This window comes from Streptomyces sp. yr375 (genome assembly GCF_900110755.1).
Taxonomy (GTDB): Bacteria; Actinomycetota; Actinomycetes; order Streptomycetales; family Streptomycetaceae; genus Streptomyces.
Genome location: NZ_FOFF01000003.1, coordinates 126,273 through 137,919 on the forward strand (window position 1 = coordinate 126,273; position 11,647 = coordinate 137,919).

The 11,647-nt window shown below is 72.7% G+C and carries 13 protein-coding genes; 9 read left to right on the forward strand and 4 right to left on the reverse strand.

What is annotated here, in order from left to right; genetic code table 11:
* Window positions 1-22 precede the first annotated feature (22 nt).
* The 4 genes from BMZ82_RS05000 to BMZ82_RS05015 are packed head-to-tail and all read left to right on the forward strand — an operon-like array spanning window position 23 to window position 3,841.
* Window positions 23-2,023, forward strand: coding sequence for a prolyl oligopeptidase family serine peptidase (locus tag BMZ82_RS05000; RefSeq protein ID WP_093772090.1), 2,001 nt, complete (start codon window positions 23-25; stop codon window positions 2,021-2,023).
* A gap of 20 nt (window positions 2,024-2,043) precedes the next feature.
* Window positions 2,044-2,967 (forward strand): S66 peptidase family protein, encoded by a 924-nt coding sequence (locus tag BMZ82_RS05005; protein WP_093772444.1) that lies wholly within the window; start codon window positions 2,044-2,046, stop codon window positions 2,965-2,967.
* Window positions 2,968-3,014: 47 nt separating this feature from the next.
* Window positions 3,015-3,275, forward strand: a complete 261-nt coding sequence (locus tag BMZ82_RS05010; RefSeq protein WP_093772092.1) for a LapA family protein — start codon at window positions 3,015-3,017, stop codon at window positions 3,273-3,275.
* Between the two features lie 20 nt (window positions 3,276-3,295).
* The gene (locus BMZ82_RS05015; RefSeq protein ID WP_093772094.1) at window positions 3,296-3,841 is read left to right on the forward strand and encodes a GNAT family N-acetyltransferase; all 546 of its coding nucleotides are present in this window, start codon (window positions 3,296-3,298) and stop codon (window positions 3,839-3,841) included.
* On the opposite strand, the gene BMZ82_RS05020 is transcribed toward BMZ82_RS05015, so the two are convergent.
* Window positions 3,819-4,166 (reverse strand): DUF6204 family protein, encoded by a 348-nt coding sequence (locus BMZ82_RS05020; protein WP_093772096.1) that lies wholly within the window; start codon window positions 4,164-4,166, stop codon window positions 3,819-3,821. The genes BMZ82_RS05015 and BMZ82_RS05020 overlap by 23 nt on opposite strands.
* Before the next feature lie 113 nt (window positions 4,167-4,279).
* On the reverse strand, window positions 4,280-4,630 hold the full coding sequence (locus tag BMZ82_RS05025) for a VOC family protein (RefSeq protein WP_093772098.1): 351 nt from the start codon (window positions 4,628-4,630) through the stop codon (window positions 4,280-4,282).
* 210 nt (window positions 4,631-4,840) lie between these two features.
* Here BMZ82_RS05025 and BMZ82_RS05030 point away from each other — a divergent pair, with 210 nt between their 5' ends.
* Both BMZ82_RS05030 and BMZ82_RS05035 read left to right on the forward strand, forming a co-directional pair.
* Entirely contained in the window at window positions 4,841-6,715 is a 1,875-nt protein-coding gene (locus tag BMZ82_RS05030) for a transketolase (protein ID WP_093772100.1), read from the forward strand.
* A gap of 168 nt (window positions 6,716-6,883) precedes the next feature.
* Window positions 6,884-7,588 carry a GvpL/GvpF family gas vesicle protein gene (locus tag BMZ82_RS05035; protein ID WP_093772102.1) on the forward strand — a complete coding sequence of 235 codons (705 nt, stop codon included), beginning with the start codon at window positions 6,884-6,886 and terminating at the stop codon, window positions 7,586-7,588.
* A gap of 63 nt (window positions 7,589-7,651) precedes the next feature.
* Here the strand turns inward: BMZ82_RS05035 and BMZ82_RS05040 are convergent, their stop codons facing one another.
* The gene (locus tag BMZ82_RS05040) at window positions 7,652-7,822 is read right to left on the reverse strand and encodes a hydrophobic protein (RefSeq protein ID WP_079658576.1); all 171 of its coding nucleotides are present in this window, start codon (window positions 7,820-7,822) and stop codon (window positions 7,652-7,654) included.
* A 43-nt stretch (window positions 7,823-7,865) separates the two neighbouring features.
* Window positions 7,866-8,687, reverse strand: coding sequence for a class I SAM-dependent methyltransferase (locus BMZ82_RS05045; protein WP_093772104.1), 822 nt, complete (start codon window positions 8,685-8,687; stop codon window positions 7,866-7,868).
* 141 nt (window positions 8,688-8,828) lie between these two features.
* On the opposite strand from BMZ82_RS05045, the gene BMZ82_RS05050 reads away from it, so the two are divergent.
* The 3 genes from BMZ82_RS05050 to BMZ82_RS05060 all read left to right on the forward strand — a co-directional run bounded on the left by BMZ82_RS05050 (window position 8,829) and on the right by BMZ82_RS05060 (window position 11,542).
* Window positions 8,829-9,488, forward strand: coding sequence for a histidine phosphatase family protein (locus BMZ82_RS05050; protein ID WP_093772106.1), 660 nt, complete (start codon window positions 8,829-8,831; stop codon window positions 9,486-9,488).
* 65 nt (window positions 9,489-9,553) lie between these two features.
* Window positions 9,554-11,173 (forward strand): ABC-F family ATP-binding cassette domain-containing protein, encoded by a 1,620-nt coding sequence (locus BMZ82_RS05055; RefSeq protein ID WP_093772108.1) that lies wholly within the window; start codon window positions 9,554-9,556, stop codon window positions 11,171-11,173.
* 81 nt (window positions 11,174-11,254) lie between these two features.
* Window positions 11,255-11,542: a DUF6158 family protein gene (locus BMZ82_RS05060; RefSeq protein WP_256251769.1), complete on the forward strand. Its 288-nt coding sequence runs from the start codon at window positions 11,255-11,257 to the stop codon at window positions 11,540-11,542.
* Window positions 11,543-11,647 lie beyond the last annotated feature (105 nt).

Sequence of the window (11,647 nt, forward strand, 5' to 3'; positions counted from 1 at the left end):
AGCGGAGAAGGCGGAGAAGAACGTGCAGATCCTGCCGTACGGTTCCTGGCCCTCGCCCATCGACGCGACCCTCGCGGCGACGCACGACGGGCGACCCGAGTACGTCGGTTTCGTCGGCGACGAGGTGTGGTGGACGGCGCCCCGGCCCACCGAGAACGGCCGCCGCACCCTCGTCCGGCGACGCGCGGACGGCACGGAGGAGTCCGTCCTGCCCGCGCCCTGGAACGTGCGCAGCCGGGTCGTCGAGTACGGCGGACAGCCCTGGGCCGGCACCGTGTACGAGGGGCAACTCCTCGTGGTGTTCGTCCACTTCGCCGACCAGCGGCTCTACGCCTACGAGCCCGGCGGCGAGCCGCGCCCGCTCACTCCCGTGTCCCGCGTCGGCGGTGGACTGCGCTGGGTGGAACCGCAGTTGCTGCCCGACCGGGGTGAAGTGTGGTGCGTACTGGAGGAGTTCACCGGCGACGGCCCCACCGACGTGCGCCGCGTCCTGGCCGCCGTACCGCTGGACGGCTCCGCCGCCCACGACCGCGCCGCCGTCCGCGAACTCACCGACGACCACCGCCGGTTCCTCACCGGAGCCCGCCTCTCACCCGACGGCCACCGGGCCGCCTGGCTGGTCTGGGACCATCCGCGGATGCCGTGGGAGGGGACGGAGGTCGTCGTCGCCGACATCACGCCCGACGGCACCCTGAGCGCCGCCCGGGTCGTGGCCGGCGGGCCGGGGGAGTCGATCGCACAGGTCGACTGGCTGCGGTCGGCGGTCGACGAAGGACAGTCGTCGTCCGGTGACTGTCTACTGTATGCAAGCGACCGTAGTGGCTGGTGGAATCTCTACCGTGACCACGAGCCCGTCTGTCCCCGCGAGGAGGAGTTCGGCGGGGCGCTGTGGAAGCTCGGGCAGCGGTGGTTCGTGCCGTTGGAGAGCGGGCTCGTCGGGGTCGTGCACGGGCGGGGGGCCACCGCGCTCGGGATCCTCGATCCGGAGACCGGTGAGCTCGTCGACGCGGCGGGGCCGTGGACGGAGTTCGCGTCGACCCTCGCCGTGCACGGCGATCGTGTCGTCGCCGTCGCGGCCAGTCCGCGCAGCGCGTACGAGGTGGTGGAGCTGGACGCCCGGACCGGCCGGGCCCGGGTGATCGGCGCCGCGCACGACGACGCCGTGGACCCGGCCCACTACCCCGAGCCCCGGATCCGCACCTTCGCCGGGCCCGACGGCCGGGACATCCACGCGCACGTCTATCCGCCCCACCACCCCGGCGTCGTCGCCCCCGGCCACGAACTGCCGCCGTACGTCATCTGGGCGCACGGCGGGCCCACCGACCGGGCCCCGCTCGTGCTGGACCTGGAGATCGCCTACTTCACCTCGCGGGGCATCGGGGTCGCCGAGGTCGACTACGGCGGGTCGACCGGGTACGGGCGGGAGTACCGGGAGCGGCTGCGCGAGCAGTGGGGCGTGGTCGACGTCGAGGACTGCGCGGCCGTCGCCCTCGCCCTGGCCGACGAGGGCACCGCCGACCGCGACCGGCTGGCGATCCGCGGCGGCAGCGCGGGCGGCTGGACCGCGGCCGCCTCGCTGACCGGCACCGACGTCTACGCCTGCGGCACGATCAGCTACCCCGTGCTGGACCTGGTGGGCTGGGCGACGGGGGAGACCCACGACTTCGAGTCGCGCTACCTGGACAGCCTCGTCGGACCTCTCGCGCAGGTGCCCGCCCGGTACGCGCAGCGCTCGCCCGTCGAGCACGCCGACCGGATCACCGCGCCGTTCCTGCTGCTCCAGGGCCTGGACGACGTGATCTGCCCGCCCGCCCAGTGCGAGCGGTTCCTGGCCCGGCTCAACCGACGCGCCCGGCCCGCGGGGCCGCCCGTGCCGTACGCGTACCTCGCGTTCGAAGGGGAGGGGCACGGGTTCCGGCAGGCGGCGACGATGGTGCGCGCCCTGGAGGCCGAGCTGTCGCTGTACGCTCAGGTGTTCGGGCTGCGTCCGCCCGGAATCCCCAGGTTGGAGCTCGTACGGTGACGGCGACGGAGACGGTGTCGGTGACGGAACTGGTGCGGCCGGCGCGGCTGGCCCCCGGCGCCCGGGTCGCGGTCGTCGCGCCCAGCGGGCCCGTGGCGGAGGAGCGGCTGCAGGCCGGTCTCGACCTGCTGCGCGGCTGGGACCTCGACCCGGTGGTCGCACCCCACGTGCTGGACCGGGACACCCGGCTGCCCCACCTCGCGGGCACCGACGCCGACCGGGCCGCCGACCTCCAGCGGGCCTGGTGCGACCCGCGCGTCGACGCCGTCCTGTGCGCACGCGGTGGTTACGGCGCGCAGCGCGTCGTCGACCTGCTCGACTGGGACGCGATGCGGGCGGCCGGGCCGAAGGTGTTCGTCGGCTTCAGCGACAGCACGACCCTGCACGAGGCGTTCGCCGTCCGCCTCGGCCTGGTCACGCTGTACGGGCCGGTGGCGGCGGGCATCGACTTCATCAAGAACACCCGGGCGCAGGACCATCTCAGGGCCACCCTGTTCGCCCCGGAGACCGTCCGCACGCTCACCTCCACCGGCACGCCCATCGCACCGGGCCGGGCGCGGGGCGTCACCCTGGGCGGCTGCCTGACGCTGCTGGCCACCGGCTACGGCACCCCGCACACCCGCGCCGGCGCGCGCGGCGGGCTGCTGCTGATCGAGGACGTGGGGGAGCGGCCGTACAGCGTCGACCGGGCCCTGACCCAGCTTCTGCGCACCGGCTGGCTGGACGGCGTCGCGGGCGTCGCGCTCGGCTCCTGGGACCGCTGCGGCCCCTACGAGGAGCTGCGCCCGGTCCTCGTCGACCGGCTCGGCGGCCTCGGCGTCCCCGTCGTCGAGGAACTCGGGTTCGGGCACTGCGAGGGCGCGTTGACCGTGCCCTTCGGCCTGGGCGCCGTACTCGACGCGGACGAGGGCACGCTCACCCTCGACGCGCCCGCCCTGCGCTGACGCCGTCCCGCCGTGCGTGACGGCGGCCGCGGGCTCACCCTGGTGGTATGAGCCGGAAGACCTCGAAGACCGCCGAGCGCGGCGGGAGACACGGCAGCAGGAACCCGGCGCTGACGCCCGGCCGGATCGCCGTCCTGGTGCTCGCCGTCCTCGCCCTGATCTTCGTCTTCCAGAACACCCGCGCCACGAAGATCCGGCTGCTGATCCCCGAGGTGACGGTGCCGCTGTGGACGGCGCTGCTCGCCATGGGCATCATCGGCGCGCTGTGCGGCGCGTACTTCGCCTATTCCCGGACCCGGCGGCGCTGACCTCGTCGTACGCTGGCTCGATGCCGCACACCGCATCCCGCTACCTCGCCGAGGGCCCCCGCGTGGGGCTGCGCCACTTCACCTACGAGGACGGGCCGGAGTTCACCGCCCGGGCGCGGGAGAGCAAGGACCTGCACCATCCGTGGCTGGCCCCGCCGGCCACCGCCGACGCGTACACGGCCTACGCGAGCCGGCTGATACGGGACCCGTCGAAGGCCGGTTTCCTCGTGTGCACCCGGGAGGACGGGGCCGTCGCCGGGTTCATCAACATCAACAACATCGTCGAGGGCGCCTTCCAGTGCGGTGCGCTCGGCTACGGCGCTTTCGCGCACGCGGCCGGGCGCGGACTGATGCGCGAGGCGCTCGACCTCGTGGTGGGGTACGCCTTCGGGCCGCTGCGGCTGCACCGGCTGGAGATCAACGTGCAGCCCGGCAACACCGCCTCGATCGCCCTCGCCCGGGCCTGCGGCTTCCGCCTGGAGGGCTTCTCCCCGAAGATGATCTACATCGACGGGGAGTGGCGCGACCACGAGCGGTGGGCGATCACCGCCGAGCTGCGGGCTTGAAGTTGATCTTCATGGTGTCGAGGTCCGTGACCGTCGACCGCAGGCCGACGAAGCCGTGGCCGAGCCCGCGCAACGTCGTCTCGGCGCGCTCCTCGGCGAGCGCGCCCGCCATCTCCTCGCCGTCGGCCGCGTCCGACACCACCACGTACCGCATCGAGAAGTGCTTCAGCGGCGACGGCTCGTAGGACAGCGTGCCCTCCTCGGTGAACCGCATGCTGGTCAGCCCGTGGTCGGCGGCCTCGGCGAGCAGCCGGGCCCGGCCCTCCTCGGTGAGACCGTCCCACGTGCCGCGGACGATGACCCGGTAGGTGTGCTGCTCGCTCACTGTCGCTCCGTCGCTTTCGTCGCGGGGGGTGCCGGCCGTCGAACGCCGACGCCCGACTCTACGGTCGCGAAGCCGCCCCGCATACGGAATTTCGTCCCGCCCCGGACCCTCCCCTACCGCCCGCGCCGGTCCGCGTACTCGTACACCGCGCCGTCCGGGTGCCGGACGATCAGGTTGCGGCCCACCGGTGTCGGCACCGGGCCGGCGAGGACGTCCGCGCCCAGTTCGGTGACGGTCTTGTACACCTCGTCCACGTCCGTGACGGCGATCGTCGCGGCCACCTTGCGCAGCACCTCCAACTCGGCCGGCGGACCGCTCATCAGCAGGAAGCAGCCGACCGCCGCAACCTGCACCCCGCCCCGCTCGAAGCGGAGCGCGTCGGCGCCCGCCAGACGTTCGTAGAAGGAGACCGAGGCCTCCAGGTCGTCGACACAGACACGCAGCGTTGCTCCCAGAATGTCCATACGGACGAGCCTAGTTGGTGCGCGGCCCCGTGGAGTGAGGCGTCCGTGACGTCGGGTACCCGTCGGCCACAGACCGCAACGACCAGCAGTGGTCGCAGGCCGGAGGCACTGGCGCAGGTTTGGCGGGCGGTGCCGGGGGGACGCGGAGAGCCGCGTACGTCGCCGTCTCTCAGGGGCCTGGGGTTCGCCTAGAAGGGGATCAGGAGCACTATGGACACCGTCGAACTCGCTCGACCTACTGAACTCGCCGAACTCGGACAGCAGTTGAGGGTGGACAGTGTGCGGGCCGCCGCTGCTGCGGGGTCCGGGCATCCGACGTCCTCGATGTCGGCCGCTGATCTGGTGGCCGTGCTGTTCGCCCACCACCTCCGGTACGACTTCGACCGGCCCGCCCACCCCGGCAACGACCGCTTCGTCCTCTCCAAGGGGCATGCCTCGCCGCTGCTCTACGCCGCCTACAAGGCGGCCGGAGCCGTCGACGACGCGGAACTCCTCACCTTCCGCAAGCTCGGGAGCCGGCTCGAAGGGCATCCCACCCCGCGGCGGCTGCCGTGGGTCGAGACGGCCACCGGGTCGCTCGGGCAGGGGCTGCCGGTGGGCGTCGGCATCGCGCTGGCCGGCAAGCGGCTGGACCACGTCGGGTACCGGGTGTGGGTGCTGTGCGGGGACAGCGAGCTCGCCGAGGGCTCGGTGTGGGAGGCCGCCGAGCACGCGGGCCACGAGCACCTGGACAACCTCACCGCGATCGTCGACGTCAACCGGCTCGGCCAGCGCGGCCCCACCCGGCACGGCCACGACCTCGCCGCCTACGCCCGCCGCTTCCAGGCCTTCGGCTGGCACACGGTGGAGATCGACGGGCACGACGTGGCCGCCGTCGACCGCGCGTACGGCGAGGCCAGCTCCACCAAGGGGCAGCCCACGGTGATCCTCGCCCGCACCCTCAAGGGCAGGGGCGTCGAGTCCGTCGAGAACCGCGAGGGCCTGCACGGCAAGCCGCTGCCGGACGCGGACGAGGCGATCGAGGAGCTCGGCGGCATCCGTGACCTGCGGATCCGGGTGCACGAGCCGATCGACGCCCGCATGCTGCACTCCGTCCCCACCGGCCACCTCGACCTGCCCCGCTGGGAGAAGGGCGACCCCGAAGAGGGCGTGGCGACCCGGGACGCCTACGGCCAGGCCCTCGCCGCGCTCGGCACCGCCCGCGGGGACGTCGTCGCCCCCGACGGCGAGGTGAGCGACTCCACCCGCGCCGAGATCTTCGCCAAGGAGCACCCCGACCGCTTCTTCGAGTGCTACATCGCCGAACAGCAGCTCGTCGCCGCCGCGGTCGGTCTCGCCTCCCGCGGCTGGGTGCCGTACGCCTCCACGTTCGCGGCGTTCCTGACCCGGGCCCACGACTTCGTCCGGATGGCCGCGGTCAGCGGCGTTGGCATCAACCTGGTCGGGTCGCACGCCGGGGTCGCCATCGGGCCGGACGGGCCCTCGCAGATGGGCCTGGAGGACCTGGCGATGTTCCGGGCCGTGCACGGCTCGACCGTGCTGTACCCCTGCGACGCCAACCAGACCGCCCGGCTCGTCACCGCCATGGCCGGCCTGGACGGCGTCCGCTACCTGCGCACCTCGCGCGGCGCCGGACCGGTGCTCTACGGGCCCGACGAGGAGTTCCCCGTCGGCGGCAGCAAGGTGCTGCGCTCCACCGACCGGGACCGGCTGACGATCGTCGCGGCCGGCGTCACCGTGCCCGAGGCGCTGACGGCCGCCGACGCGCTCGACGGCGAGGGCATCGCCGTCCGCGTCGTCGACCTGTACTCGGTCAAACCCGTCGACCGGGCCACGCTGCGGCGGGCCGCCGTCGAGACCGGCCTGCTGCTGACCGTCGAGGACCACCACGAGCAGGGCGGCCTCGGGGACGCCGTCCTCGACGCCTTCCTCGACGGGCGGCCGGTGCCCCGGCTGGTGCGCCTCGCCGTCGAGGCGATGCCCGGCTCGGCGAGCCCGGCCGAGCAACTGCGCGCCGCGGGCATCGACGCCGAGTCGATCGCCGCGTCCGCCCGGCTGCTCGTGGAGCAGGGGATCGTGCCGTGAGCCCGGCCCGCCGCCCGGCTCGACGCGCTGCGGGATGCCGAGGGCGGCGGCCGGGGGGACGATGAGGGCAGCCGGCACAGGAGTACGACGACCAGGACCAGGACGAGGAGACCGACGAGGACACCGACGAGGACGACGGCGATGCCGGCCGCCAGGGAAGGAGTCCCCGTGACCGGACTGCGTTACGTGTACGCCGTCTGTAGGCCGCTCGGCGCGCCGCTTCAGGCCGACCTGTCGGGGGTGGCGGGCGATCCGCCCAGACTGCTCACCCACCACGGACTGATCGCCGTGGTCAGCCATGTGCCGGAACGCGACTTCGCGCAGGAGCCGCTCCGCGCCCGGCTGGCGGACCTGGACTGGCGCACCGAGACCGCCCGCGCCCACCAGCAGGTGATCGACGCGCTCACCGCCGTCACCACACCGCTGCCGCTCCGTCCCGCCACCGTGTTCCAGGACGACAGCGGCGTCCGCGTGATGATGGAGGAGCGCGAGGACGACTTCCGGGACACCCTCGACCGGCTCGCGGGGCGGGTCGAGTGGGGCGTGAAGGTCTCGTACGCCGAAACGGAGACGGTGACGGCGACAGAGGCGTGGGAGGTCGAGCAGCGTGCCGCGCGATTCGCTGAGCGCTTGCACACCAGGCTGGTCGCACACGCCGACGACGCCTGCCTGCGTCCCCCGCCACCACAGTCCGCGCAGGAGCGGAATGTACTGGACGCCGCCTATCTCGTGCCGCGCGCGTCGTCCGAGGAATTCGTGGAAATCGTGGATCGCGCCATGGAAGAGGAAGCCGGAATGCGGGTGGAGCTCACCGGCCCGTGGGCGGCCTATTCCTTCGTGGAATCCGCTTCCTTCGCAGAACCTGTCGTGTAGACCGCCGACGGCCCGAGGACCTGATGTAGGTCCTCGGGCCGTTCGGACTATCCATGGATCAGGTCACCACCTGTACCAACGACCCCTGCCTCCCGCCGCCGAGGTCCCGCGGAAGAGGAATCCCAGCAGCCAGACGACGAGAACCGCGATCGCGATCCACCACAGCAACTTCACCGCGAATCCGGCACCGAAAAGAATCAGTACCAGCAGCAGCACCAGCAGAATGGGAACCATAGTGTGAAACCTCCTGGACTTCGGGTTGCCCGGAATCCAGGATCTAGACGTCCTTTCGGCACAGAATCTCTCCGTGCAGGACACAGAACCAGCCGTCCGCCCGCCGCCCCCACTCCCGCCAGGCCTCCGACACGGCGCGCAGTCGCTCCACCGTGGCGTGTCCGCCCTGCGTGGCGCGCTCCGCGTACGCCGAGGCCAGGGTGCGGTCCGCCCACAGGCCGCTCCACCAGGCCCGCTCCTCGGGGGTGCTGAAGGTCCAGGTCGCGGAGGTGGCCGTGATGTCGGTGATGCCTGCGGCCAGCGCCCAGGACTTCAGCCGGCGCCCGGCGTCCGGCTCGCCGCCGTTGGCCCGGGCCACCCGGTGGTAGAGGTCCAGCCAGTCGTCCATCCCGGGCGAGGCGGGGTACCAGGTCATCGCCGCGTAGTCGGAGTCACGGACGGCGATGTACCCGCCCGGCTTCGTCACCCGCAGCATCTCGCGCAGCGCCTGCACCGGGTCGCCCACATGCTGGAGCACCTGGTGGGCGTGGACCACGCAGAACGTGTCGTCGGGGAACTCCAGGGCGTGCACGTCGGCGACCGCGAAGTCGATGTTGGTCAGGCCCCGTTCGGCGGCCGTGGCCCGCGCCTGCGCCAGGATGTCCGGTGCGTGGTCGACGCCGGTGACGTGCCCGTCGGGGACCAGCGCGGCCAGGTCGGCGGTGATGGTGCCCGGCCCGCAGCCGATGTCCAGGATCCGCATGTGCGGCTTCAGCGAACCGAGCAGGTAGGCCGCGGAGTTGGCGGCGGTCCGCCAGGTGTGCGAACGCAGCACCGACTCGTGGTGTCCGTGCGTGTAGACGGCGGTCTCCCGCGCTTTCGCCATGGCTCTGCCCCTTCTCGACTTCTCGACGTCTCGACGGCACCGGGTGTCCGGTGTCCTCACCGTACGCCGGTGATCGCATGGTGAGACCGATTATTTCACTATCCGGACTGCGAACCTGGCTCCTGCGGGTAGGGTCACCGCATGCGCCTGCTGCTCGTCCGCCACGGCCAGACCCCCACGAACGTGGCCGCCCTCCTCGACACCGGCGTCCCCGGCCCCGGCCTCACCGAGCTCGGCGTCCGGCAGGCCGCCGCTCTGCCGCAGGCCCTCGCCGGCGAGGACATCGAGGTCCTCTACGCCTCCGACCTGGTGCGCACCCAGCTCACGGCCGCCCCGCTGGCCGCCGCGCGCGGTCTCGACGTCCTCGTCCGCGACGGGCTCCGGGAGATCTCCGCGGGCGACCTGGAGCTGCTCCCCGGCGAGTCCGAGCAGGGCGCGCGCTACATGCGCACGGCGTTCGCCTGGGCGGCGGGCGACGTGGGGCTGCGCATGCCGGGCGGGGAGAGCGGCGCCGAGTTCCTCGCCCGGTACGACGCCGTGGTCGCCGAGGCCGCCGCGAGCGGCGCGGGGACCGTCGCCCTGGTCAGCCACGGCGCGGCGATCCGCACCTGGTCGGCGGCCCGCGCCGGGAACATCGACGTCCCCTTCGCCGCCGCCCACCGCCTCGCCAACACCGGCACGGTCGTCCTGGAGGGCACCCCGGCCGACGGTTGGCAGGTCGTGTCATGGGCGGGCGCGACGGTCGTACCCGCCGGGGAGGCCGGACCGGCGGGGCAGCCGGTCGACGGGGCCGGCTCCTGAGAGGGATGACGGATACCGGATAACGGTTTGGCGCATGCTGGGCGCGGCCCGCAGAATGCGTCCTCATGGGACACCTGGAAGCCGCGCACCTCGAGTACTACCTCCCCGACGGGAGGGCGTTGCTCGGCGACGTGTCCTTCCGGGTCGGTGAAGGGGCCGTGGTGGCCCTGGTCGGCCCCAACGGCGCGGGCAAGACCACCCTGCTGCGGCTGATCTCCGGTGAGCTGAAACCGCACGGCGGGACCGTCACCGTGACCGGCGGCCTCGGCGTGATGCGCCAGTTCGTGGGCTCCGTACGGGACGAGACGACCGTACGCGACCTGCTGGTGTCCGTCTCCCAGCCGCGGATCCGCGAGGTCGCGCAGGCCGTCGACAAGGCCGAGCACGCGCTCATGACAGTCGACGACGAGGCCGCGCAGCTCCAGTACGCGCAGGCGCTGTCCGACTGGGCGGAGGTGCGCGGGTACGAGGCCGAGACCCTGTGGGACATGTGCACCACGGCCGCGCTCGGCGTCCCCTACGACAAGGCGCAGTTCCGCCTCGCGAGCACGCTGTCCGGCGGTGAGCAGAAGCGGCTCGTGCTGGAGGCGCTGCTGCGCGGCACCGACGAGGTGCTGCTGCTCGACGAGCCCGACAACTACCTCGACGTACCCGGGAAGCGGTGGCTGGAGGAGCGGCTGAAGGAGACCCGCAAGACGGTCCTGTTCGTCTCCCACGACCGTGAACTCCTCTCCCGCGCCGCCGAGAAGATCGTCTCGGTCGAGCCCGGTCCGGCGGGCGCCGACGCCTGGGTGCACGGCGCCGGCTTCGCCACCTACCACGAGGCCCGCCGTGAACGCTTCGCCCGCTTCGAGGAGTTGCGCCGCCGCTGGGACGAGAAGCACGCCCAGTTGAGGAAACTGGTGCTGAATCTCCGTCAGGCCGCCTCCATCAGCCATGAGTTGGCCTCGCGCTATGCCGCCGCCCAGACCCGGCTGCGCAAGTTCGAGGAGGCCGGACCGCCGCCGGAGCCGCCGCGCGAGCAGGACATCACCATGCGCCTCAAGGGCGGCCGTACCGGGGTAAGGGCCGTCACCTGCAAGGGACTTGAGCTGACCGGTCTGATGAAGCCGTTCGACCTTGAGGTCTTCTACGGCGAGCGCGTCGCCGTGCTCGGCTCCAACGGCTCGGGCAAGTCGCACTTCCTGCGGCTGCTGGCCGGCGACACCGTGGCGCACACGGGGGAGTGGAAGCTCGGCGCGCGCGTGGTCGCCGGGCACTTCGCGCAGACCCACGCCCACCCCGAGCTGCTGGGCCGCACCCTCCTGGACATCCTGTGGAAGGAACACGCCCAGGACCGGGGCGCGGCCAGTGCCCGGCTGCGCCGCTACGAGCTGACCCAGCAGGCCGAGCAGACCTTCGACCGGCTCTCCGGCGGCCAGCAGGCCCGCTTCCAGATCCTGCTGCTCGAACTGCAGGGCGTCACGGCCCTGCTCCTCGACGAGCCCACCGACAACCTCGACCTGGAGTCCGCCGAGGCGCTCCAGGAGGGCCTGGAGGCCTTCGACGGCACGGTTCTCGCCGTCACCCACGACCGCTGGTTCGCCCGTTCCTTCGACCGCTACCTGGTCTTCGGCACCGACGGCCGGGTCCGGGAGACCCCGGAGCCGGTGTGGGACGAGCGGCGCGTGGAGCGGGCCCGGTAGGGCACCCGGGGGCCCGGTGGCCCGAATGTTCGTACAGTGGAGGGTGGTAGGCAGTAGGCGGAACGACGAGCGGGGCACACCATGACCGGAGTCGACCCGGACCGGCTGGACGACCAGCAACTGATGAAAGAGCTGGAGACGATCCACCGCACGCGCCACGACACCCTGCTGTACGGCTCGAACGACGCCCTGCGCGCCCACAACGACCGCATGGCCCGGCTGGAGGGCGAGTACCTGCGCCGCAACCCGCGCCGCTTCGTCTCGCCCGGCCGCACCCGCCACGGGGCCAGGGAACGGGGGACCGCCACGGCGGGCGCTCCGGTCGGCAAGTGGGGACCGGGGACGACGGGCGACCCCGGCGCGGCCTGAGCCGCCGCGACCCTCGACTCCCGGGACACGATCCTCGAGAACCGTCAAGTGGGCACCGCTGCTCCGCTAGCGTTCTGCATGTTGTCGAACGTTGAACTAGGAGGA